This is a genomic window from Streptomyces sp. NPDC057099 (genome assembly GCF_042671245.1).
Lineage (GTDB): Bacteria > Actinomycetota > Actinomycetes > Streptomycetales > Streptomycetaceae > Streptomyces > Streptomyces purpurascens.
In genome coordinates this window covers 94,949-118,899 of the sequence record NZ_JBHUTX010000005.1, presented here as the reverse complement: position 1 = coordinate 118,899, position 23,951 = coordinate 94,949, and the positions used below count along the sequence as shown (strand labels likewise).

22 protein-coding genes are annotated in these 23,951 nt (G+C 67.4%); 19 read left to right on the top strand and 3 right to left on the bottom strand.

Annotated elements, in window-relative coordinates; genetic code table 11:
• The first annotated feature begins 652 nt into the window (after positions 1 to 652).
• From ACFT4A_RS09090 to ACFT4A_RS09015, 16 genes are all read left to right on the top strand, one after another.
• Positions 653 to 952: a hypothetical protein gene (locus tag ACFT4A_RS09090; RefSeq protein ID WP_215119644.1), complete on the top strand. Its 300-nt coding sequence runs from the start codon at positions 653 to 655 to the stop codon at positions 950 to 952.
• 1 nt (position 953) lies between these two features.
• Positions 954 to 2,189, top strand: coding sequence for an enoyl-CoA hydratase/isomerase family protein (locus tag ACFT4A_RS09085; RefSeq protein ID WP_382827350.1), 1,236 nt, complete (start codon positions 954 to 956; stop codon positions 2,187 to 2,189).
• A 281-nt stretch (positions 2,190 to 2,470) separates the two neighbouring features.
• Positions 2,471 to 3,148 carry a hypothetical protein gene (locus ACFT4A_RS09080; protein ID WP_382827348.1) on the top strand — a complete coding sequence of 226 codons (678 nt, stop codon included), beginning with the start codon at positions 2,471 to 2,473 and terminating at the stop codon, positions 3,146 to 3,148.
• A 255-nt stretch (positions 3,149 to 3,403) separates the two neighbouring features.
• Positions 3,404 to 3,922 (top strand): hypothetical protein, encoded by a 519-nt coding sequence (locus ACFT4A_RS09075; RefSeq protein ID WP_382827346.1) that lies wholly within the window; start codon positions 3,404 to 3,406, stop codon positions 3,920 to 3,922.
• 7 nt (positions 3,923 to 3,929) lie between these two features.
• Complete coding sequence (locus ACFT4A_RS09070) at positions 3,930 to 4,604, top strand: hypothetical protein (protein ID WP_382827344.1); 675 nt, start codon at positions 3,930 to 3,932, stop codon at positions 4,602 to 4,604.
• A gap of 306 nt (positions 4,605 to 4,910) precedes the next feature.
• Positions 4,911 to 5,582, top strand: a complete 672-nt coding sequence (locus ACFT4A_RS09065; protein ID WP_382827342.1) for a hypothetical protein — start codon at positions 4,911 to 4,913, stop codon at positions 5,580 to 5,582.
• Entirely contained in the window at positions 5,579 to 6,664 is a 1,086-nt protein-coding gene (locus ACFT4A_RS09060) for a hypothetical protein (protein WP_382827340.1), read from the top strand. Before ACFT4A_RS09065 ends, ACFT4A_RS09060 begins: the two co-directional genes overlap by 4 nt.
• Before the next feature lie 40 nt (positions 6,665 to 6,704).
• The gene (locus tag ACFT4A_RS09055) at positions 6,705 to 7,004 is read left to right on the top strand and encodes a hypothetical protein (protein ID WP_382827338.1); all 300 of its coding nucleotides are present in this window, start codon (positions 6,705 to 6,707) and stop codon (positions 7,002 to 7,004) included.
• Positions 7,001 to 8,350: a hypothetical protein gene (locus ACFT4A_RS09050; protein WP_382827336.1), complete on the top strand. Its 1,350-nt coding sequence runs from the start codon at positions 7,001 to 7,003 to the stop codon at positions 8,348 to 8,350. Before ACFT4A_RS09055 ends, ACFT4A_RS09050 begins: the two co-directional genes overlap by 4 nt.
• Before the next feature lie 9 nt (positions 8,351 to 8,359).
• Positions 8,360 to 8,773, top strand: a complete 414-nt coding sequence (locus tag ACFT4A_RS09045; protein ID WP_382827334.1) for a hypothetical protein — start codon at positions 8,360 to 8,362, stop codon at positions 8,771 to 8,773.
• Positions 8,760 to 9,392 carry a hypothetical protein gene (locus ACFT4A_RS09040; protein ID WP_382827332.1) on the top strand — a complete coding sequence of 211 codons (633 nt, stop codon included), beginning with the start codon at positions 8,760 to 8,762 and terminating at the stop codon, positions 9,390 to 9,392. Before ACFT4A_RS09045 ends, ACFT4A_RS09040 begins: the two co-directional genes overlap by 14 nt.
• Positions 9,393 to 9,438: 46 nt before the next feature.
• A complete protein-coding gene (locus ACFT4A_RS09035) occupies positions 9,439 to 10,080 on the top strand; it encodes a hypothetical protein (RefSeq protein WP_382827330.1) in 642 nt (213 codons plus the stop codon).
• Between the two features lie 1,108 nt (positions 10,081 to 11,188).
• A complete protein-coding gene (locus ACFT4A_RS09030) occupies positions 11,189 to 11,488 on the top strand; it encodes a hypothetical protein (RefSeq protein WP_382827328.1) in 300 nt (99 codons plus the stop codon).
• Entirely contained in the window at positions 11,485 to 12,651 is a 1,167-nt protein-coding gene (locus ACFT4A_RS09025) for a WXG100 family type VII secretion target (RefSeq protein ID WP_382827326.1), read from the top strand. Before ACFT4A_RS09030 ends, ACFT4A_RS09025 begins: the two co-directional genes overlap by 4 nt.
• Positions 12,648 to 13,301, top strand: a complete 654-nt coding sequence (locus ACFT4A_RS09020; RefSeq protein ID WP_382827324.1) for a hypothetical protein — start codon at positions 12,648 to 12,650, stop codon at positions 13,299 to 13,301. The genes ACFT4A_RS09025 and ACFT4A_RS09020 overlap by 4 nt, the downstream gene beginning before the upstream one ends.
• 21 nt (positions 13,302 to 13,322) lie before the next feature.
• Entirely contained in the window at positions 13,323 to 14,627 is a 1,305-nt protein-coding gene (locus ACFT4A_RS09015; RefSeq protein ID WP_382827322.1) for a hypothetical protein, read from the top strand.
• A gap of 99 nt (positions 14,628 to 14,726) precedes the next feature.
• Here the strand turns inward: ACFT4A_RS09015 and ACFT4A_RS09010 are convergent, their stop codons facing one another.
• Positions 14,727 to 15,200, bottom strand: coding sequence for a hypothetical protein (locus tag ACFT4A_RS09010; protein WP_382827321.1), 474 nt, complete (start codon positions 15,198 to 15,200; stop codon positions 14,727 to 14,729).
• 342 nt (positions 15,201 to 15,542) lie between these two features.
• On the opposite strand from ACFT4A_RS09010, the gene ACFT4A_RS09005 reads away from it, so the two are divergent.
• Positions 15,543 to 16,223, top strand: coding sequence for a hypothetical protein (locus tag ACFT4A_RS09005; protein WP_382827319.1), 681 nt, complete (start codon positions 15,543 to 15,545; stop codon positions 16,221 to 16,223).
• Between the two features lie 70 nt (positions 16,224 to 16,293).
• On the opposite strand, the gene ACFT4A_RS09000 is transcribed toward ACFT4A_RS09005, so the two are convergent.
• A complete protein-coding gene (locus ACFT4A_RS09000; RefSeq protein WP_328342166.1) occupies positions 16,294 to 16,596 on the bottom strand; it encodes a WXG100 family type VII secretion target in 303 nt (100 codons plus the stop codon).
• Positions 16,597 to 16,965: 369 nt separating this feature from the next.
• On the opposite strand from ACFT4A_RS09000, the gene ACFT4A_RS08995 reads away from it, so the two are divergent.
• Together ACFT4A_RS08995 and ACFT4A_RS08990 are read left to right on the top strand one after the other, a co-directional pair.
• Entirely contained in the window at positions 16,966 to 21,612 is a 4,647-nt protein-coding gene (locus ACFT4A_RS08995) for an FtsK/SpoIIIE domain-containing protein (RefSeq protein ID WP_382827317.1), read from the top strand.
• A gap of 4 nt (positions 21,613 to 21,616) precedes the next feature.
• On the top strand, positions 21,617 to 22,273 hold the full coding sequence (locus ACFT4A_RS08990; RefSeq protein ID WP_382827315.1) for a hypothetical protein: 657 nt from the start codon (positions 21,617 to 21,619) through the stop codon (positions 22,271 to 22,273).
• On the opposite strand, the gene ACFT4A_RS08985 is transcribed toward ACFT4A_RS08990, so the two are convergent.
• Positions 22,188 to 23,927: a serine/threonine-protein kinase gene (locus tag ACFT4A_RS08985; RefSeq protein ID WP_382827313.1), complete on the bottom strand. Its 1,740-nt coding sequence runs from the start codon at positions 23,925 to 23,927 to the stop codon at positions 22,188 to 22,190. The genes ACFT4A_RS08990 and ACFT4A_RS08985 overlap by 86 nt on opposite strands.
• Positions 23,928 to 23,951 lie beyond the last annotated feature (24 nt).

The following is a 23,951-nucleotide window of genomic DNA, read 5'->3' as shown; positions in this document are numbered from 1 at the left end:
GCACGCTGCGGGAGTTACGCATGGGGCGCGAGTGTAGTTTCGGAGGGGGGGTCGTAGGGGTGGAACGGCGAGCTTCACAGACTCCTCCGTCTTCGCGCGGGCATCGATCGCCGCCTGTCGGCCGCAGGTCGTACGTCACTGCTGCAACCAGACGCGGAACGGGAGACAGCGGCAACGGCGCTCCATGCGGGGAAGCCGCCCGCCCCAGACACCCAACAGGGCTGATGCTCTCGTACAGCCTTTGTGAAGGTGTCGTCACGATGGCGACCGTGCGCCGACGTCAAATGTTCACGCTCCCCAGCTCCTGGGAAAGGCGCGCACATATACGCACGCTCCGAACCTCGTCCTCAGGCGCAGGAATCGCCCGATTCTAGGGAGAAGTTCGCACTGGCGAACCAAGGAACCCGGCAGCTACCGTCGGCGTAACTGGCAGACCGTTCTTGCTACTCGGGGGAGTCACTTGAAGCGCCGCCTTCCACTGCGCAGGCCACCGCGTCCGCCGCGCGTCATCCGCGAGGGCCCGGCCCACGGACCCAGCGGCGACGACCGCGTCCTCACCCTCCAAGCGCTCACAGCCGGCGACCGCTGATTTGGCCCAGGCGGGGTTCGGCACTCCGCAGGCCGCCGCCCACCGACAGAGACTGATTTCAAGATGAGCGATCTGCGCCTCGAAGACACCATTTTCGAGCACTTGAAGAAGACCTTCTCCTCCATCAGCGACCGCATGGAAGATGCCCGCCGCGACCTCCGAGGCACAGACTCCTCGGCGGTCGGCGAGAGCCAACTCGTCGAGGACGTACAGGACTTCGCCGATGACTGGGGCTACGGCATCAAACAGCTCGGCAAACACACCCACGGCGCGGTGAAGATGATCAACAAGATCGGCGAGACGTTCGACGGCCTTGACCTTGAGCTGGCTCAGTCGCTCAAGGCCAAGAAGAAGGGCAAGTAGCGTGGCTGGTCAGCGCACCGTCCCTCCCAACATCGGCTGGGACCCCACTCCCGGAAGCGTGGAGGACACCCGGGAACTCGCCAAACGGCTGGGCAAGCTGGCGGGCGAACTGGGCACGGCAGTAAGAGAGCTGGAGCGAATCGAGTGCGGCGCCTGGAAGGGCAAGACCGCTGTCGCCTTCACCGAGTACATAGGCGAGGACGTCACCCCGCTCATCCGCAAGAGCCACGAGTCCTTCGACAAGGCATCCCGCGCGCTGCACCGCTGGGCCAACGATCTCCAGGACTTCCAGGACGAGACGGACCGGCTGGAGAAGAAGGCCGGGGAGAAACTCGACGCCAAGGCCGAGGCCAAGGAAGGCACCGACGAGTACGGCAAGGCCTCCGGCGATGTCACCGGCCTCATCCAGAAGGTCCATGAGCTCGAGGACCGCTACAAGCAGGCCGCCGCGAAGATCGGCAAGGAGCTGGACAAGGCCGCCGACATCGCCCCCGACGAGCCGGGCTTCTGGGAGAAGCTGGGCAACGGCATCGCGGACGCCTGGGACGCCACCGGCGACTGGCTCAAGGAGCACGCTGACCTGATCAAGGCGATCGGCGACGTGCTGAGCGACATCACCGCGGTCCTCGGACTGCTGGCCATCGTCACCCTCCCGTTCCCGCCCCTCGCGGCCATCTTCGGCACCGCCGCGCTCATCGGCGCGGGCCTGACGCTGGCGACGCACGGCGTGGCCAAGGCGGCCGGCGCGGATGTGAGCTGGGCCACGCTCGGATTGGACGCGCTGGGTCTGATGCCGGGCATCGGCATGTTCGGCAAGGGTGTCAAAGTGGTCGGTAAGACTGCGGACGAGGCCCTGGACGCCGCCAAGGCCACGTCGAAGCTGCTCGGGGAGGGGTTCAAATACAAGGACATCGGCCGCTCCAAGGTCCTGCTTTCCTTCGGGAAGGCCTCAGAAGGTCTCTCGGAGGGGTTTGGGAAAGCCGGCCTGATAAAGATCGGAGGCGTGTCCGAGCATGCCTATCAGGTCTCACATGCCAGCAGTAATTTGATGTCCCGTGCGGGCGGTCTCGTGAGTGCCGGATACCAGCAAGGACAGTGGTTGGGTACAAAGGGCATCAACACGCTGTTCAAGGGCAACATGGATCCGATCAGCGGCCTGGGCAGGGCGATCGACGGTGGTTTCAAGATCGCGCCGAAGGTCGGTACACACATAGGGCAAGCACTGTCCGGTGATTAGTCGCAGAACCGAGTGCTCCACGTGAGGAAGGCCGCACCACAATGAACATCTGGCAGCCCGGCACCGGGGAGACTCTGCTCGCCCGCGCTCCGGTCACGTTCGCCACGGGCACTGCCGCGCCCGTCAGGGGCATGCGCTGGTTCCGTGACCTTGAGCGCAAGGATATTCAGCACGAGCTGCCGGGCTGGCCCGAAGGGCCCTCCTACACACCCCGCTCCACGAGCGGGGCGGCCGCCGACAAGTCGCTGAGGGGTGCCGCAACGGCGGCGGGCGTCGCGGTCATGGCCTTCCTCAGCGCAGCCGGCGGCAACCTCAGTGGCGGCGGCACATCCCGCGGCGAGGGCTCCGACACTCCGGACGACCCGGCGGACGAGGTCGAGGACTTCCCCGTCATGTGGGCCGGGCCAGGCACGATCGCCCGCACCCTGCCCTGGCAACTGGATCCTGGCCGAGCGGATCAGAAACACCATGTCACGCATCTGATCGTCACCGACCGCAGGATCGTCATCGTTCACCTGCCCTTCGACAAGAAGGACATGGAGCGCATCGACGACAACGTGATCTGGGAGTGCCCTCGCTCCGACATCGGCAGCGTAGAACTCAAGAACTTCAAGGACGGCGAAGACTTCAGGGTCACCTTCGTCGACGGCTCGTGGTGCAGACTGCGCTGCAAGGCACGCCGGAAGCTCACCCGTTGTCTGGCTCCCCCGCGCGAGCTGATTGCTCTTGAGTCCCTGACGCCACAACAGCGAGCCACGGTATTGGAATTCGCCGCCGAGAGGGAGACGCCGGCGTCCGTGTCTCCCGTCATCACGCGAAACCCAACCGGTCGCATTCGAGTCGAGATCCTGCTCCCGAGCAGGTACACATCCCTGTTCGGAGCCTCGGAGGTGAACATCACCATGGAACCCGACGGAACAAGGGTCGACATCGGCGACTACCTCCCCGAGGACTTCTGACCTCATCTCCTCATCTCATCCGGAACGGCCTGCGACGCAATGACACCCGCTTCTGATTCCACGGCACCGCTCCTGCCACCGGCCCCGCCGAGCGGCCCACCCCCCGTCTGGTTCCTCACCCCCGAGGGCTTCTTCACCCTCCCGCTCGCCGCCACCCCCGAAGAGCGTGCACAGCGCGCCGACTCCTTCGTACGTGATCTGTACTCGCGCGGGGACGAAACCATATGGAGTCCCGCCTCCCCCTACTACGCGGGAGTGGCGGAGCTCCTGGTGGACACCGGGGTGTCCTACGCGGCGCTGGGCCTGTTCTCCACCTCCGAGGAGGAGCACACCCCGCAAGGCGATGTGATCAGGCACGACCTCTCCGAGGGCGCCGCCCAGTGCGCCTTCACCCTGGCCGCCGTCCCTACAGATCACACCGGCGCGAACACCGACGTCGTGGCGCAGGGCATCCTCGCGACGCTCTCTCAGGACCCGTACAACGACGTCCACTGGCTCGACCTTCCTTGTGGGCCGGCGGTCGCATGCGCCACTTGGCGCCAGTTCCAGGTCAACCCCCAGATGACAGCGGACGGCGACCCGAAGGATCTCGTCACCGCGCAGCTACAAGTGCACATCCCCTTTCCGACCGGTCCGTTCACAGCGGTCTTCACGCTCTTGACGGCATACGTCGATCACTGGCAGCAGTTCTGCGAATTGATGGAAGCAGTACTTCAAACTGTTTCCTTCATCGATCCGGTAGATGCGCTGTCCGAGACACCGTCTGCCGAGTAGGAGCCCCGTGGACTGTCATCCGGAACCCGACGAGAAACTGCTGGGGCGTTTCCCGGTCTCCTTCGCGACCGGCACAGCCGCCTCCGTGGACGGCCGCCGCTCCTTCCGCGACCGCCGCCGTCATGACATCGAACCCGAGCTCCCCGGCTGGCCGGAGGGCAGCGGCACCTTCTCGGTCCGCCGCCTCCCCGGCAAGATCGGTGTGTATGCGCGCGACGCTGTCTCCGCCCCGTTCCTCCTCGCCTGGGGCATCCTCCGTGACCTCCTCGGAGGCAGCACGGTCGACCCCGAACCGGGCCGCGGGAAGCTGGAGGAACAGGAGGACGAAGTCGACGACTTCCCGGTCATGTGGGCCGACCCCGGCGACACCGCCCACGCCCTGCCCTGGCAGCTCGACCCTTCCCGACGTCCACCGCGCTGCGTCACAGAGATCGTGTTGACCCCCGGACGTCTTTCCGTCGTCGAGTCCGGCAGGACACTCTGGGAGACACCACGCGACAACGTCGCCGAGGCGACCGTCAAACAATTCAGCCTCGGCCGCAGGGACTTCCGGCTCACCTTCCAGGACGGCTCCTGGGCACGGCTCACCACACGCGTCTCCGCCCACACCACCGAGCTGGTCGAACTCCTCAACGGCAGCACCGTTGCTGAACGAGGCCGGTCGACGACAGCCCAGCCCTAGCGGAGCACCGCGGTGGCCCATCCCGGCGACGCCGCCTCCTGGTGCCGGCCGCGGACCGCAGCTCCTCAGACGCAGGGCACCGCACTAGCGAATCGCAACCCGTCAACAGCGCGGCGTGCGCGCCGCACACGGTGGCATTCGGCGCGGTCACATGTTTGGGCACGATCAGGACACAGCCCGCGTCCCGAGAGCCCCATACCTCCCGGATTGCATCGGTTCTCGCGAAAGTTCACGCTGGTGAAACCGAAAACCTCACCGGTACCGTCAGAGCACTTACTGAACTTCTGTCTCTCACGGGGAGCCACTGTGAAGCGCCGCTCATTGCCCGTTGCTGCCGCGTTGGCAGCGACGGCAGCACTGCTGTTGACGGCCTGCGGTAGCGGGGACGACAAGTCCAGCGACAACGACAAGATCGCTGGTGCCGACCAGGGAACGAAGACGCCGCAGGAGTCGGCATCGCCCGCGGGAGCGCCGGCAGGGGACAAGCCGGACGGTGTGGACGTGTCGCTGCCTGAGGACATGGACCTGGTCTTCGACTGGGACAAGCCGAAGGACAAGAACGAGGCGGCTGCGATGGATGATGCCGCGAACTTCTTCCGTGCCATCTATCGGGGCGTCGACAAGCGAACCACCAAGGACGCGGCGGTGACCGCGTACGCCACCGGCGACGGGCTGAAGTACGCGACGACGCAGATCGAAGCCAGGCTCGAAGGCGGCTGGACGGCAAACGGCACACGACGCCACTACCAGGCCACCACGCGGTCCGCGCCGAACGGCAACTCGGTAGAGGTCGCCTCGTGCGTGGACTCAAGCAAGTTCTACTCCGAAGAGGTCAAGACCGGAAAGGTCCTGAAGGGCGAGCCCAGCATCACGGACTTCGACTACTTCAAGATCATCATGGTCAAGCACCCCACCGGAGACGGTCTGTGGCAGGCGTCCAAGGTGTTCGTCGAAACAAAGGCGGCGAAGTGCCAGTGAACAAGTCACGGCGCACGGCCCTCAGCACCACCACGGCTGCCCTGACTCTGGCCCTGGGTGTCCTCACATTGGAGGAACCCGCCTACGCGGGAGAGCTGCCGGGCAACGCCCAAGGCTCCAATAAAGAACAGTCAGGCGGGGGCGACGGCAAAGGAATCTACGCCGCCGCCCGAATCCAGTACTCCGGATCCGTCGCCAAGGGCGGCGGCACCGGAAACGTGACGTCCTCGGACGTCAACTGGACACCACCTCCCTGCTGGTACGCCCCCTACCTCGGCGCCAAGGACTTCAAAAAGGAGATGTCCAAGCACCTTGAGGGCCAGCTGAACACACCCGGCATGACCGGGACTGCGGGTGCGGCGATCAACGAGACGCAGCGCCACTACGAGGACGGCTACGGCTGGACCGACACCCCCGGCTACAAGGACTACAACGTCGAGAACGACGGCAAGGGAATGTTCTGGGCCGGCGTCGAGAACCCCAACGAGCCGGACTACCTCAAGCGGTCCTCGTGCACGGACCTCCCGTTCTGGGTCGAAAACGGCGATGCCCCGCCGCCCCAGTACGAGGAGGCCATCACCCCGGAGATCCTCGCCGCGCTCGCCTACCAGCACATGGAGCTCCCCGACACCGAGGTCACCCTCGCTCCCGAGGCCAACACCAAGGTGAACCTGCCGACCTGGGCCTGGCTCGACAAGGCCGTCTTCGACGAGGTCCAGGCCACAGCCGCCCTCAACGTCCCCGGCTTCAACATCCAGGCCACCACCACCGCCAAGCCGGTATCCCTCAAGCTGGAGCCGGGAACCGAGGACGCCGAGACCTACCCGGCCTCCGGCGAGTGCACCATCAACGCCGACGACTCCATCGGCGAGCCTTACGCCAAGGGCAAGGCCGACCAGACACCGCCGTGCGGGATCAAGTACCTCCGCTCCTCCGGCGACGGCACGTACAAGCTCCAGGCCACCATCACGTGGGAGATCGCCTGGACCGGCACCGGCGGCGCCGGCGACGACCTCCCGAACGGCACCTTCGGCAACGACCAGGACATCACCGTCCAGGAGATCCAGGCCGTCAACCGGTGAACCGACAGCAGCGAGCACACACACGGGGGGAGGGTCATCCATGAGCGACTCGGACCTGACAGTCGACTACGAGTTCCTCGCGGACTGCGAGCGCAAGCTCGGGCAGCTCAAGAAGACCTTCGAGGACATCGAGAATCGTCGTGACGACATGGACAAGCACTGGGGCTCCGGTGACATAGCCGGCGTCATGGAGGACTTCGTCAACAACTGGGACGACTACCGCACCCGGCTCGTCGAGTCACTCAAGTCGGTGGGCGAGATGGTGGCCGGAACCAAGAAGGCGTTCGAGGGCCTGGACGAGCAGTTGGCCAAGCAGGGCGAGAAGAAGCAGAAGAAGTGACACCTACATCCAAGCGCCGTCCGGTCGACTGGCAGCCGCTCTGTGACTCCGACCCTGTGCCCGGTGACCCGGAGGAGATCCGCGCCGAGGTCAAGCACATGGTCTCGGTCGCCAAGAAACTCCGGGACCAGGCCAAGAACCTCAAGGCGATCAGCGACGAGGACACCCTCAAGGGCAAGTACGTCAAACGCCTGCGCGAGGAGTCCGGCACGCTGGAGAAGCACATGCGGGAGGTGGCCGGCCGGTACGAGCGTGTGCACGGCCATCTGACCAAGTGGTCGAACGAGCTGGAGGACTTCCAGTCGAACGCCGACAAGGTCCTGCACCAGGCGAAGGAGAAGCAGGGCGAGATCGAGGCGGAGAAGAAGAAGGAAGCCGACTCCGCCGACAAGGACACCCCCCGGCCCTCTGTCAGCGGCACCGACCACGACCCCCTCCAGTCGTACCGGAACCGGCTGAACGACATCACCGGAGACCGGGACACCCGCGCCAACCACCATGAAAAGAAGATCCGCGACGAGATCGAGGACGTGATCGAGGACTCGTGGTGGGACAACGTCAAGGGCTGGGTCCATGACAATGCCGACCTGATCAAGGCTTTCATCGATGTTCTCGGCTGGGTCGCGACGATTGCGGGCTTTCTGGCGCTCGCCATTCCCGGTTTGAACCTGCTCGTCCTCGGCATCGCGTTGCTCACGATCGGGCTCAGACTCCTGCTGGTGGCATCCGGCGACGCCACCTGGACGGACGTCATCTTCGACGTCGTGGGTGGGCTGCTCGTCGTGGGCGGCCTCGGGGCCGCCGCGAAGCTCGCCAGCGGCGCCAAGGCCACCGTGGGTGCCGCTCAGGCCGCCCGGACCGCTGGCCTCAGCCGAGGGCTCAGTGGCGTCAAGGGCATCCTGGACGACACGGGGCGGATGATGACCAAGATGCCGCAAGGACCGGGGCGGCAGGCCCTCGGAGCGGCCCGTAACGCGATGCGCAAGTCCATCTCCCAGAACGTCGGCCTGGTCGCCAAGGGGCCGCTGAGGGTGAGCCCGTTGTCGACGCTGGCGCACCTCGGTGACAAGGAGATGGCCGGTATGGCCAAGATGCTGCAGGCGAACAAGGCTGCCTTCCCGGAGGCCGCGGGGGCCGCCGCGGACAAGGCATACAAGTCCTACCAGGCGGGCCTCGGTGTCGCCTGGACCGGCATGGGGATGGACGTCATGGACAAGGCGCTGGGGAAGAGCGACCTGACAAGCTTGACCCACGAGAAGTTCGGAACCGGCGAGAAGCCGTACAACGCGGCGTACTCGGACTGGAAGGACAACACACTGAAGCCCGCGCCCGACACCCACTGGTGAGGAATGAGCATGGACCTGAACTCGGCGCACCGCATTGTCGAGGCCGAAGCCGCCCGTACCGGACTCGGCACTGGCCCCAACCGGCGGCTCCGCCTGACGCTGATCATCGGAATGCCCCTGTTCCTGCCGGTACTGGGAATTATGATCCTGGTGCCGAAGTCCCTGATGAATGACGTGCTCTACGTCTATGAGGCCGGGATCGTCGGCTGCCTCCTGCACTACGTCTGGGTGTTCGCGAAGTACCCCCGATATGCGGGCCGTCCGCCCTACCTCACCCGGGATCTGGCCATGGGTGGCGGCTTCTTCCTGCCCTCGCTGTTCTTCGGCTTCTGGCCGGGCATGATCGCTGCCCCGGCGTGGGCGCTCTTCGTAGGCGTTGCCTATGCCGTGGAAGTGACGCGGGGGCGCAATGACCACCGTTGAGCACCGCCGGGCCCCGAATGGCTTCAACCTGGTGCCGCCGCCCGGCTGGGACGTGATACCGCTGCACACGGGCACTCGGGAGGCGATGGACCGCATCGTCCGTAAGGCCGTCGGACAACTACCCGTCGGTTTTCCCAAGGACGACATTCCGAAGGCCCGGCTGAAGCTCACCCAGGAGATGAAGAAGGTCGTCCGCCGGGCCAGCGCCAAGGGAGGAATGACCCTCTACCTCCCCACCGAACGCCTCCATGGCGTCGCACTGCCCGTCTCGATCGTGGCCTCCGAGCCGATCGAGATTCCGCGGGTCAGGCCCAACAGCGGCCCAGAAGCGGTCCTGGTCGCGCTCGCCTCCGAGACCCTTGGAGCCGAGATGCGGGAGCTCGACGACACCGCGGCCCTGCGCTCGGAGCGAGATGTACCCGCCGACCCGGCCCAAGGCGTCGACGTCGCTCACCGCCGGGTCGAGTACTTCGTGCCGATCCCGGACAGCACGCCTGACAAGTACCTCACCTTCTCCTTCAGCGCCCTGATCGCGCCCGGCTCGGATCCCGCCTTCTACGACACCCTCGTGGAACTGTTCGACGCCGTCATGAGCACCTTCCGCTGGAGCTACTCCTGAGGACCTCCTCCCCCCGCTGCCCACGCCCCGACGAAAGTGACCGCTCATGTCAGACGGCACCCTCTGGAGCACCGACCTCGGTGCCCCGCTCCACATCGACACGGATGCCGACCCAGGCCTCTGGGGCTATCTTCATCTCCAGATCGACAGGCGGACCTTCAAGGAATGGCTGGACCAGCACCTGATCGGCTTGGCGGCCGTTCACAACATCGAACTCACCCGTAAGCTCCGCCGATTCCACAAGAACTTCTACGAGCAGACGCTTGTCATCCTGCGGGAAAAGCTCCAGGCCGACGAAGCGTTTATCTACCACCCCGTTCCGCTCACCTACATGCCCCTGGTGATGCACGCCACCCGCATCCACTGTGATGCTCCTGACGCGGCTTCCTGTGAGGGAATCAGCGCGCTCACCGTGCCGCACCCGGACATCCCCGAGTGGCAGCAACGCACCGGCAGCAGTGCTTTCGCGTCCCCGCATCTGGGCGCGGACGGCGTCCGGGTCACCCGCTCCTACCCTGCGGACAGCACCATCATGATGACCTCGGTGTCGTACCACTGGCACACCCCGGCCGGCCTCCCCGACGTCGTGCTCCGCGGCCACCACGACGATCCGGAAGTAGTCGCTGCGGCACTGGAGGCAATGGACGACTTCGCGCGGACGCTCCGACTTCCCGGGCCGGCCCATTGACCGGCACCGCCTGAGGCGGATTCAAGCGGTGAGCATCGCTTACCGCAAGTTTGGGAGTACTCGCTCGCGCGGCCGGAGCCGCGGGAGGTGTTCGCGGACCTGTCCGGGCCTGCTGTCTAGCCTGAGCCACAAGCACGGCTGGGCGATGGCCGAGCGGGCCAGGCACACCACCGCCGGTGAGGCACGATCAGGACACGGTTCGCTTTGAGGTCGCGGAGAAAGTCATGCGATCTACCGGCGCTTCCAAGCACGCCCCCGTCCCCACTCCGCCGACCTCGGCGGCTCCCCTCGAGACCGGGCGCGCAGCTTGGACGTCCAACTCGGCAGCCAAATGCATGACGGCCACCGCCGCGGCCAAGCTGCCCCGTGTCGGACCTGACGAGCTGCCCGCCCCGGCCAGCATCCTCATGGCCGAGAGCGAGGGCGACCGGGACACCGCGCTGCGTCAGATCGTCCAGGCCAGCGCCGAGAGCCTGGTCCGCCTCATGGAGTGGACCCGTTCATCACGGAACGCCTGGGCGAAGGCCTCCACTCCACGCGCTACTGGTCGACACCGACGACCAGCTCATGGTGACTGTCCACGACAGCTGACGGGTCGAGAAAGCCGGGATCGGAGAAGAGAGCCGGTCACAGAAGTGCCCGCCGCCTGCTCGCGGTGGCGACCGTCCGGTCTGCCTGCAAGCGCCCAACCGACACCGCAACCAACACCGCACCCAAGACGTCCCACGTGTGTCACACATCTGGGCACGATCAGGACACAGCACAGGCAATGTATGTGAATGAATGTCCTGAATTGCCTACATTTTTAGGTTAGTTCGCTATGGCGAAAACAGGAACGTCACAGATACCGTTTGTGCTCTCGACTAGCCCGTCGTTGCAGGGAGCGCCCACGTTGAAGCCGATTGCTTTGCCCGTTGCTGTCGCGCTGAGGGTGACCGGTGGGGTAGCCGATGGTGTCGCACCCAACGGATGGTGCGTGACGCCACTCCTACTGCGTCTATCCCCTCGCATCCCACACGACAACAGCGATTGATCACCTCCGGCCGATCCAACTAGGCCTTATACCCACCGTCCATGACAGATCAGATTCCATTTCCACGGGGACTCCATGAGCGACTTGTACATCGATGGCGAGATGCTGAACCGAGTGCGACACAACCTCAGAGACATCGACGATCTCTTCGCCAAGCCGATCCGCGCGATGACGGATATCGACGCCAAGGCCATGGGAGCGTCTGACCTGGAACGTCGCATGGAAGAATTCGGCGACGAATGGTCATATGGAATCAAGCAGTTGCGTAAGTTCTCCAAGGGTGCCGCCAAGACGCTAGACACAATCGAGAAAGCTTTCAATCAGCTCGATTTGGATCTAGCAAACGAACTGTCAAAGGCGGCCAAGAAGAAGTGACTGCGCCAACTGTTGACGACTTTCCTGCACTTGGTTTCATCCCTTGCCCCGGAGACCACGCAGCTGTGGACAAGGTTTCCGATTCAATCCGGCATACGGCAGATGCCCTCAGTGAAATCAAACGAGTTCTCAAGGGTGCTGCAGACGGAGACTGGCGAGGAAAGGCTGCCATCGCATTTCGGGAACTCCTGGATGACGATTTCCGCCCCAAGGTCGAGGACGCGTACGACTCGTTCGACAAGGCCAAGCGTGTCATTCAGGGCTGGTCCGACTACATGGAGGAGAAACAGAAGAAGGCTCGCAGCCTCGAGCGAGAAGCCGCAGAAGCCAAAGCCGAAAAGGACAAGTCCAAGGACAAGGACGGAGCGGAAGGCAGCAAGAAGAAGCCCGCAAGCGGGAGCGGCGACGAGACAGACCCAGTCGAAGAAGTTCGCAAACGCGCTCGGACACTACACTCCGACTACGAGGAAGAAGGCCGCAACGCCGCCAAGCGGTTGCAGAAGGCCATCGACATCGCCCCGAATGAACCGGGTTTCTGGGAAAAGCTCGGCGAAAGTATCAGCAAGGCGCTTGACGCCATCGGCGATGCTGCGGCCTGGCTGCATGATCAGGCCATCGAGCTCCTGGGAAAGCTAGCACCGCTGCTGGACCTCATCGGCGACATTGCTGGGCTGCTCAGCGCAGTCACCGGACTGCTCGCACTTGTCCCAGGGCTTCAGTTCCTCGGCGCTGCTTCACTTGTCCTCGCGGGAGTCGCTCTGGGTGCCCATTACCTGTCCGCAGTGGGTACGACCGGCAGCTTCGGTAAGGCTCTGCTGACCAAGGACGTCATCATGGATGCCGTCGGTTTCGGTCTGGGCAAGGCCGGCGCAAAGCTCGGGGAGGGCATTCTCGCGGCAGCAAAAGCATCTGGGGCCCCCACCCGCATGGTGCCTCAACTGATCGGTCCGGCAAAGGAACTACCCATGGGCTACTTCCAGTTGGCGTCGAGTACCTACGCGATGAGCCAAAGCGAATTCGCCTGGCGGACGGGACAATACTTCAGCACCTGGACCGGAAACGTCATGACAGCCGAAGGCAGCGGTGACAGCGTCGAGACGCTGGGCAAGATCTTCTCCTGGGACTTCGGTCCTCTGACAGAAAAGCCGAAGGTCACCAATTGAGCACCACCACGGACTCCACACGTATCACCCCGGGCGAGGTGAAATTCTTCGTTCCGCCGGACTGGTTCGACCTCATGGCCGATGGGGCGGACAGGGAGGCGACTCGGGCACGGTGCGCCGAACTCGTCCGTCTCACCTATCCGAACACCCCGGCAGAGCGCAGGGAGGAGTTCACGAACGGCCTCCTCTACTGCCACGACCGGTTCCTCGCAGACGGCGTACTGATGTACGGAGTGATCACGGCTCCACTACCCAGTACCGGAGCACAGGCCGTCTGGCAGGTCTACGGCGGAGTCGTCGCCGTGCCCGAGCGCCCCGCCGAAGTGGACCTCGGGGAACTGCTTGCCCAGGTGTTCGACCAACACTTCGCCGACAAGATGGCATATGTGGAGAGCTTTCCCACGGACATGGGGCTGGGCTTCGGCTTCATCTCACAGCCGCAGGTGCTGGTCCCGCGCGACGGGGAAGGCGATCCTGGCACGGAGATGCGAACAGGTCTCGCCGGAGTGCTCTCCTGCCCGCCTGACGGTGGTAGAGGTCTCCTGGTCATCGGAACCTGCCTGGACCCCGACCAGGTTCGGGAGCTGGCCGGCCTGGTCGCGGTCATCGCCGGCCACTCGGTCTTCGTCTCTCGAACGTCGAGTGAATGAGCGAACGACACAGGAACGGACATGACGACGAACACCACCAACGGTCACTCCCCGGCCCGCACCTCGCTCTTCCGGGCGGCGCCGCTGCCTGAGCCCCCCGGCGCACCGGACAGTTGGCCGGATCGGGGCTCCCGCTTGCAGGACCAGGCGAAGGCGCTCGGCATGCTGGTCCGCGAAGACCTCTCGCGCGGCCGGGCCCTTGTTTTCCTCCTGTGCGCGGGCGTCGTGACACTTGTCGCCGGACTGGTCCCCGCAATGGTGATCGATGCCGCGGACTCCGAGTCGAGCGACACGACCGACGTCGCGGTGACGGTCGTGCTGGGTGTTGTGCTGCTGGCCATCGTCACCGTTCCTGCGCTGCTCGTCCTCCGTGCACTGCGCAAGCGGTCGGCCCGGCGCCTTGAGTTGCTTCGGCAGTGGGCGGCGGTAGACCGTGGGTATGACTCGGAGTTCCCCACCGACTACGGCACGGAGGGGTATCCACACGGTCGCTTCTTCTACTCGGCGCTGGTGCTTGGCCTTGCGCTCATCTTGGTGATCGTGGCCCTCGCCGGAATGTCCGACCCCTCCGTCCTCGGGCTGCTGCCCTGCCTGATCGTCGCGGGGCTCTTCGCCTGGAGCACGATCAGGAAGTATGCGGCTCGGTATGGCTGGGCCGAACGGGAACGAGTGATCCGTGCCCGAGCTCGCAGGAGAGAACTGCACCGCGCACAGCTGGCACAAGGGGCATCGGCCGAGTCGCCGAAGACCTACCTCTCGGGCACGCGAATTCATCCCGCACTGCTCTACGCGGCTCTCTTCAGCCCCGCTGCCATTGTCACCGTGGTCTTCGTCGTCGCACGCCCACAAGAGGCCTCCGGTCTGGCCGTAGCAGGCCTGCTGGCGTTGCTGGTCATCGTGTTGGGGGTGCCCATGGTCGTGCGCAGGCGCCGCCGCGAGCAGGCCGAACTCGATTCCGCTGCGAGTTCCCTCGCCTCGGCCTTCACGGGCGGAGCGGTGGTGCACGCGGTGCGCTACGGGCTCGGGGAGCCGGACGGCCAGTCCGCCGGGTCGGTCTCCTCTCCTTGGGACCTCGGCCCTTCGCGCACCGGGGCGCTTGCCGTCGACCGGGATGCCCTGCTGGCTCGCGGGACGGACGGGGCTGCCCTGGACCTGCCGCTCGCCGAAGTACAGGGTGCAGTCCTTGTGGGCAGTGGTGTGGCGTGGCTCCCGCCCTCGGTCGACGTGCTGCTTCGCTCGGGAGAGGCGATCGAATTCCGGTCGCCCGATGCCAAGGCCATCACAGCGGCGCTGGCCGACGTAGGCGTGCCTGTGACGACTGCCTAGCATCACCTGCGAATTGTGGGCGGTGCGTACGGCGAGGGCCGTCGCACCGCCCGCTTCTCGGACTGCGCCCAGGTAGTCAAGCCGGGCTTCGCGGTCGTGCTACCGCAGACGCCCCGCCCGGCTCTTCCCCTTCCCCTTCTTCCGAAGCCTCCGCACCCGTTCCCGCTCCCGAGCCGCTTCTTCCTCGGCGCGTGCGCTGAACCAGCGGTGGACGAGCCAGCCCACCAGGCCGGCGCTGAGGGCGTAGCCCAGGAACGCGCTGCCGGTACCGGGGATGTAGGCACAGCTCTCCGAACGGCAGTTCTTGCCGGGCAGCCCGCTCAGCAGATAGAAGAGCGGCCCGAACGCGGCCGCGCAGCAGACCGCCGTGCCCGCGGCATGCAGGACACGCGCCCGGCGCGTCCGGCCCGAGGCTCCGGCCGTACACCGCAGCGCTCCGGTTGCTCCGAGGACGGTGATCACGCCCAGGACGGCACCGACCGTCCAGGAACCGCCGGGCAGGTCCACCAGCGTCGGTACCGTCTCACGCGCGAACCGCTTCCACAGGCCCATGACCAGCAGGATTACTCCCATGCCGACCACCAGACAGAGAATCACCCCAGCGATCCCCAAGCCGTCTCGGGTCTCGAACCGACGGTTGGCTCCTGCCTCTTCGGCTGGTCTCCGCACCTGTTGTCCACTCACGCTCTACTGCCCCCTCCCCCAACGACGGACCCCTCATGACCCGCTGCCTGGCACTACTCGTCCGCAGGGTTACCGCTCGGCTCGAACTGCCATGAATACTGGCCAGATCGCGTGAGTACTGGCTGATGGCAGCGAGGTCCGCCTCTATTGGCCTCATGAATAGCGCCTCCCCGTACGAGCTACCCTCTCGAAACACCCATCAACTTCCGCGTCAGCGAGGAGAGTCTTGACGTGACACCCAGGGGCAAGCAGCGCGCGGCGATGGACCGTCTCGGCATCCACCCCAAAGCCGCCGACTGGTGCTGGATCGGCAAGATCCCGCAGCCCCCCGCGGACGTCCTGCAGACCGCGGGCAACCCCCGTCTCCGCCCTGCCATGCGGCCCCCGCTGGGCATGATCGGTGTGGTGCTCGGTGCGCCGTTCGTGCCTCTCATCGTGCTGTTGAGTCTTCTGGCCGAGGCGGAGGAGGCCGTCAAGCGAGCCCTCGACACGAAGGAAGAGAAGGAGCGGCGGCGCGCCAAGAAGGCGGACGACAAGCGCCGGGACGCCGCCGTCACCCGGCAAGGCCTCGACCAGGTCTTCGACGGGGACTGGCACGGTGACGCCGGGCAATTCCTGCTGCGTTGGTACAGCCACTCCACCCACCACGAGCGCATGCTGTTCGCGACGGAGGAGGGAATCGTCCTGGCGGCTCCGCCGAAGCGTGTCAGCGTGGGGCGGGAGAAGCGTCTGCAGGTCGTCGCCCGCGTTCCCGCCTCCGAGGCCACCCTCGTCGACCCCTTCTCCGGCGAGTTCGAGACGAGGATTCTGCTCATACGCTTCCGTGACGGATCCTGGCTGCGCGTCGACACGGAAGAGCTCCGCAGCGATCTGCACATGCACGTGCTCCGGCAGCCTCTCCCCCAGAGCTGACACACCCCGTCGACCGAACGCCCGCCCGGCACCGGCGGCCTCGCCGCCGGTGCCGGGCAAACACCTGGCCCTACTTGCTCCGAGCCTGCTTCGCCAGCTCGTCATCAATCTGCTCGAACTTGTCCGCGGCCATGGTCAGGTAGTCACCCATGCCGTCGAGACCGTCCAGCGTGTCCTTCGTGCCGCGCACGAACTCGTCGAAGTTCTCGTCGAACGCCTTCGACGAGCTCTTCGTGACGTAGCCGCCCTGCACGAGGTTGTTGATGTACTTGCGGAGGCCCTCGAGCTTCTCCTGGAGCTTTTCCTTCTCCTTCACGACATGCTTGGCAGCATCCCGCATGTCCTGATAAGTGACATCAAGGTCCTTGGCCATGAAGCCGCTCCCTTTCACAACGCCGCAGGGCCAACCCCCGTGGCTCCCTGTTTGCGGACTCATCGACCCGCAGGCCGAGTTACTGATCGCACGTGGCAACCGGTGTGATCGTCCGCTCTTGCGTCTGCAGCTTACGGGTGGGGCCTGGGATGCCACATCCCCGGCTTGTGAACGAGACGTCATGAAGTCGTGTACGACGTTGCCATCGGGAACGTCTCGGGGCCTCCCCATTGCCTCGCTGTCGTACCGAACGGATATCGTCCCTTACGACTGTGACCCGCGTGACTGAAGCGAACAGGCGGCGGACGCGGACGCAGCGACAGAGACCACAGCGGCCACACCGGCCCAGTGGCACGGGGAGGACTAGTCGTGCGCCTGACTCTGACCGTCGTCGACCCGTACGGCGGTGGCACCGCCGACGTCGTGCTCGATGCCGATCCTGAGTCCACCGTGGGGGACATCGCCCAGGAGCTGGCCAAGCAGGTGGGGCACGGCGGGGCTCAGGTCATCCCGCTCGGGCAGCACCGGCACGCGCCGGCCAACAACGCGCCCCTCGTGTACGTGGACGGATACCCCGTCGATCCGCACGCCACCGTCGTCGGCTCGCCCCTGCGTGAGGGCGCCGTCGTCAGCCTCCAGGACCCGTCCGGGTGTCTGCCGGGTGAGCCCACCGGGCTCGTCGAGCTGCGGGTCGTCGGCGGGCCCGCCGCCGGGTTCGTGCACCGGCTCGGGGTCGGGCGCTACGACATCGGCAGCGGGGCCGCCTCGTACGTCCGTATCGACGATCCCGAGGTCGACGCCCGGGCCCTCACCCTCTCCGTCGCCACCGACGGCACCTGCCAGGTCGCCGTGCACATGGACAAGGAGCACGTCACCCTCGACGGGAAGTCCTTCGCCGAGAGCGACACGAAGGAGCCCGGCGGCAAGAAGGGCGAGAAGAAGAAGCAGAAGCAGAAGGACGACGGCGACGAGAAGAAGAAGGACGGGCCCGGCGAGTGGCCCCTCGGGGGGCAGATCGCGCTCGGGAACACCCTTCTCGAACTCACCCGGTACACGCCCCCGAACGCCGCCCTCAAGTGGTCGGACGACGGCGTCGGCCTCGACTACAACCGTCCTCCACGGCTGCGTCCGCCCGAGCGGCAGACCAGCTTCCGGCTGCCGTCGCCGCCCCGCGACTACGAGGCCCGGCCGCTGCCCTGGCTGATGGCGCTGACGCCGCTGGTCGGTGCCGTCGTGTCGGTGATGATCTTCCAGCGCTGGTACTACCTGATCATGGCCGGCCTGGCGCCGATCCTGCTCTTCGCGAACTACTACAACGACAAGAAGCACGGGCGTAAGTCCCATGCCAAGCAGGTCGAGGAGTACGAGGAGCAGAAGGAGCGGATCGAGAAGGACGCGCAGGACGCGCTCGTCGCCGAGCGGACCGACCGGCGCCACGCCCTGCCCGACCCGGCGACCGTGCTGGCCCTCGGGACCGGGCCCCGGACCCGGCTCTGGGAGCGGCGGCGTACCGACCGTGACCATCTCCTCGTCCGGTTCGGGACCGGGCAGCTGCCCTCCGAGGTGGTGCTCGACGACCCCGAGCAGGACGACCACCGCCGGCAGGTGACCTGGAAGATCGAGGACGCCCCGGTCGCGCTGCACCTGCGCAATCTCGGGGTCATCGGCATGGCAGGGCCCGGGGACTCCGCCCGTGCTCTCGGGCGGTGGGCCGTGGCGCAGACCGCGGCGCTGCACAGCCCGATGGACGTGCAGTTCTACGTGCTGAGCGAGAACGCCGCGCAGGAGTCCTGGGACTGGACGCGCTGGCTGCCGCACTCCCGGCCGTCCGGCGGCCAGGACGTCAACGCGCTCATCGGGACCGACGCCGAGACCGTGGGTGCCCGTATCGGCGAGCTGACGCAGATCCTCGACGCGCGCAAGAAGGCCGCGGAGGAGAACAAGTCGCAGGGTGCGTCGTCCTTCGGCGATCCCGACATCGTCGTGGTGTGGGACGGGTCGCGCAGGCTCAGGTCCCTTCCCGGCGTGGTGCGGTTGCTGCGCGAGGGACCCGCCGTGTCCATGTTCGCCATCTGTCTGGACGCCGAGGAGCGGTTCCTGCCCGGCGAGTGCCAGGCGTACGTCGTCGCCGAGCCGAAGGCCCAGGAGTACGAGCCCGCCCAGCAGGTCCAGCAGCAGCAGACGCAGCAGGCCGCCGGTGGCTTCCCCTCCTTCCAGGCCTGGCACAACACCGCCCAGCAGCCCGAACAGGCCCACCGCACCGAGCAGTTGAGGCTGCGCGTGGAGGAGGCCGGTGCGGAGCGACTGAAGGACGTACGGCCCGACTTCGTCTCCGCGGCCTGGTGTCTGCGGCTGGCCCGGTCGCTGTCGGCGCTGCGGGACATCAGCGGGGAGACCGAGGACTCGGCGCTGCCGGGTTCGAGCCGGCTGCTGGACGTGCTGCAGCTGGAGCCGCCGACGAGTGACGCGATCACGGCGCGGTGGCGGATGGGCGGGCAGTCGACGCTGGCCGTCATCGGTGAGTCGTACGACGGGGCGTTCGGGATCGACATCCGCAAGGACGGTCCGCACGGTCTCATCGCCGGTACGACGGGTTCCGGTAAGTCGGAGCTGCTGCAGACCATCGTGGCGGCGCTGGCGGTGGCGAACACGCCCGAGAACATGACCTTCGTGCTGGTCGACTACAAGGGTGGCGCGGCCTTCAAGGACTGTGTGCATCTGCCGCACACCGTAGGCATGGTGACCGACCTCGACGCCCACTTGGTGGAGCGCGCCCTGGAGTCGCTGGGTGCCGAGCTGCACCGGCGCGAGCACATCCTGGCCTCGGCCGACACCAAGGACATCGAGGACTACCAGGACCTGGTGCGCCGGGATCCGTCGCACCAGCCGGTGCCCCGGCTGCTCATCGTCATCGACGAGTTCGCGTCCATGGTGCGTGACCTGCCGGACTTCGTGACCGGGCTCGTGAACATCGCCCAGCGAGGCCGTTCGCTCGGTATCCATCTGCTGCTGGCCACGCAGCGGCCGTCCGGTGTCGTGTCGCCCGAGATCCGCGCCAACACCAACCTCCGTATCGCGCTGCGCGTGACGGACGGCGGTGAGTCGTCCGACGTCATCGACTCGCCCGAGGCCGGGCACATCTCCAAGAACACCCCGGGCCGCGCCTACGCCCGGCTCGGCCACGCCTCGCTGGTCCCCTTCCAGTCCGGGCGCGTGGGTGGCCGCCGGCCCGGTGCGGCCGACCCGGCCGTGCTCATGCCCTGGGTGGGCCCGCTGACCTGGGAGGACCTGGGCCGGGCGGCGCTGGTCAAGCCCAAGGCGGAGGCCCGTGAGGAAGAGGAGATCACCGACCTCAAGGTCCTCGTCGACACGATCCGCGACGCCAACACCTCGCTCGGCATCCCGCCGCAGCACAGCCCGTGGCTGCCCGCGCTCGACGAGACGCTGCTGCTGGACGACGTCGAACTCCCCGCGTTCGCGGGCGGCCCCGGCAAGCTGCCGCCGGCCCCGTACGGCATCGAGGACCTGCCCGCCAGCCAGGCGCGGCGCCCGGTCGCCGTGGACTTCTCCTCCTTCGGCCATCTGATGATCGGCGGTGCCCCGCGCAGCGGCCGTTCCCAGGTGCTGCGCACCCTCGCGGGCTCGATCGCCCGGACGCACTCGATCGCCGACGTGCACCTCTACGGCATCGACTGCGGCAACGGCGCGCTCAACGCCCTGACGCGGCTGCCGCACTGCGGCGCGGTCGTCGGCCGTAACCAGACCGAGCGGGTCGTACGGCTGGTCAACCGGCTCAAGGGCGAGATGGGCCGCCGCCAGGACCTGCTGGCGGACAAGGGCTTCGCGGACATCGGTGAGCAGCGGTCCTCGGTCGCCGACGACGAGCGGCTGCCGCACATCGTCGTGCTGCTGGACCGCTGGGAGGGCTGGGTGCCCACGCTCGGCGAGATCGACCACGGCTCGCTCACGGACGAGCTGCAGACGATGATGCGCGAGGGCGCGAGCGTCGGCATCCACCTGGTCCTGACCGGTGACCGGACCCTGCTCGTCGGCCGTATCGCGACCCTCACCGAGGACAAGTACGGCCTGCGGCTGGCCGACCGCAGCGACTTCTCCTCGCTCGGCATTCCGGCCCGCAAGGTGCCCGAGGAGATCCCGCCGGGGCGTGCCTTCCGCAACGAGTTCGGTACGGAGACGCAGTTCGCGCTGCTCTCCGAGGACACGACCGGTCAGGGGCAGGCGGCCGCGCTGGCGGCGATCGGCGAGGCTGCCGCTGCCCGCGACGCCGACGTGCCGCGCTCGCGCCGCCCGTTCCGTGTGGACAGCCTGCCCAGCCGCATCTCCTTCCCGGAGGCCTGGGAGATGCGCGACCCGGACGCGTCCCGCTCGCGCCTGTGGGGCCTGGTCGGTATCGGCGGCGACGAGATCGTCGGCTTCGGTCCGGATCTGGCGGAGGGCGTGCCTGCGTTCGTCGTCGCGGGTCCGGCCAAGTCGGGCCGTTCGACGGTGCTGTGGAACTTCGCGCAGTCCTTCCTGGCGCAGGGCACACGCCTGGTGATCGCGGCCCCGCGTCAGTCTCCCCTCCGCCAACTCGACGGCGCGGAAGGCGTACTGAAGGTCTTCACCGGTGACGACATCGACGAGGACGAGTTCGAGGAACTCATCGACCAGTCGTCGCTGGAGGAGCCGATCGCGGTTCTCATCGACGACGGCGAGATCCTGGAGGACTGCGACGCCGAGAGCCAGATGAAGAAGCTGGTCTCCCGCGGCGCCGAGCGCGGCCTCGCGATGGTCATCGCCGGTGACGAGGAGGACGTGTGCAGCGGCTTCTCCGGCTGGCAGGTCGACGCGAAGAAGGCCCGCCGGGGCATCCTGCTCTCCCCGCAGGAGTCCTCCAGCGGCGACCTCATCGGCGTACGCCTGAACCGCAGCATGGTCGGCGGCCAGGTCGCCCCGGGCAAGGGCATGCTGCACCTCGGGGACGGGGAGCTGCGGACCGTCGTCGTCCCGGGGTGAGGCGTTGAGCGGGGGGTCGGCGAAGCCCAAGCGGAGGAAGGCGGCGGGGTCGGCGCTGCGGTACGAGCACCGGCCCGACGCCGACCGGCCGGTGAAGCGGGGCTGGGGCTGTCTCTGGGCCTGCGTGGTGCTCCCCGGCTTCGTCGTCCTGCTGATGCCGCTGGTCTTCTTCGACATGTACTGGGGCCATGGGCTCTGGGGCGATGTCGCTCCCGCGTGGCCCGGCGGTGGCTACGCGTTCGCCGCCACGGTCGGGGCCCTGGTGCCGCTGGTCCTCCTGGCCTGGGCGGCGCCGCTGACGCGGATGAACTGGAAGAGGAGCAAGGCGCGCTCGCTGGCCTGGGTGGCCGCGTCCCTGCCCGGGCTGGCCGCGGGGTACCTGGTCGTCGGGGTGATCTTCACGACCGTACGGCCCAAGCGGCGCCGCGACTGGGACTCCGACTGCTACGGCGAGGGCGGCCCCTGCTGGGTGCATGTGCACTACCCCTGGTTGTGGGCCGTCGGCCTGGTCGCCACCCTCGCCGCGGCCGCGCTGCTGATCCCCCTGCTGGTCGGGCTCGGCCGCAGGGCGGCCCCTAACGCACCTTCGACATCCGAGCCTGAGGCCGGCCCGACTCCTCGCTCTCCGACCGGTACCGGAGATCGTCGCCCACCGGGCTGAGACGGACGGTCGTGGCGGCCGGGTTGCAGCCGCTGTGGTTGGTCTTCGCGCCCACGGACGTCGCGACGAGCTCCTTCTTCGTCACCTGCTTCAGGGTCAGTACGTCGATACAGACGCCGCCGATCTGGTCGGTCTGGCGGAGCCGGCCCAGCTCCTGGCCGACGGCGGCCCGTTCGACCGTGATCCGGAACGTGCCGAGGGGCAGGTTGCCGTCCAGGGATGTCCCCTGGCCCTCCCAGGTGCCGAGATAGGCGGCGGGCACCGCCGTGCCCGGGGCGGCGTCGCTCGCCGACGGCGGCGCGCCGGCGTCGGAGCCGGCGTCGGAGCCCCCGCTGTCGTCCTGGCCGCCCCGTCCCGGCAGCAGGTCGAACACGAACACCGACCCGATCGTCACGGCCGCCATCGCCCCGGCGACGGCCAGGGCGACCGAGCAGCTCAGCCTCCGCACCCGCCCGCCGCCTTCCGGCGTGGACGTCGCGGCCACGGAGACGGTGACCTTGCCGGGGCGGCGCCCGGTGGACGACGGGGTCATGTCCTGCGGGCCGGCGTCACGAGGTGCGGGTACGGCGGGGAACGGCGGCGCCACGGCAGGCGTGGGCATGACCGGCGGCGGCCCGAACACCCCGGGCTCGACAGCCCCGGCAGTCCCAGCCGTCCCGACCGCTTCAGCCGACTCCCCTGTCTCCCTCTCCCCCACCTGCACGGAGGGACTGCTGAACCCCACCGGCCCCGAAAGCCCCCCGCCTCCCGGCCCCGCCGCCGCCTCCAGGTTCAGCAGCTGTACGGCGCTCCGGCTCACCTGCTCCACCATCGGCCCCGGCAGCCACCCGCCCGTCACCAGCCGGGCCGCTCCCTCGGGAGCCAGTCGTCGGGCCAGGTCCGCCGGGGCGGGTCGTGCGCCCGGGTCCTTCGTCAGGCAGGCGGCCGTCAGGGACCGCAGTTCCCCGTCCAGCAGGCCGAGTTCCGGCTCCTCGTGGACGACCTTGTAGAGCAGGGCCGCCGAGGAGTCCCCGGGGAAGGGCGGTTCGCCGGTCGCCGCGTACGCCAGGACCGCGCCCAGCGAGAAGACGTCGGCCGCGCCCGTGACGCCCTTGCCGAGGATCTGCTCGGGCGACATGTAGCCGGGCGAGCCGATCGAGACGCCCGTGGAGGTCAGGGACGCCGTACCGTCCGTGGCCCGGGCGATCCCGAAGTCGATCAGCAGGGGGCCGTCGAGCGTGAGCAGGACGTTCGACGGCTTCACGTCCCGGTGCACCAGGCCCAGCTCGTGCACCGCCGCCAGCGCCTCGGCCAGTCCCGCTCCCAGGACGCGTACGGTGTGGGCCGGCAAGGGGCCGAAGTCCGCCACCGCGGCGGACAGCGACGGGCCCGCCGCGTACGCCGTCGCCACCCACGGCACCCGAGCCTGCGGGTCCGCGTCCAGCACCGGCGCCGTCCACGCGCCGCCCACCCGGCGCGCGGCCTCGACCTCGCGCCGGAAGCGCGCCCGGAACTCCTCGTCCAGCGCGAAGTGCGGATGCACGATCTTCACGGCGACCGTACGGCCTCCGGCGCTGCGGCCCAGATAGACCCGGCCCATCCCGCCGGAGCCCAGCCGGCCGAGCAGCCGGTAGGGCCCCACGACCGTGGGTTCGTCGACTTCGAGCGGCCGCATGGCGTCACCCCTCCCCCGTAGGCG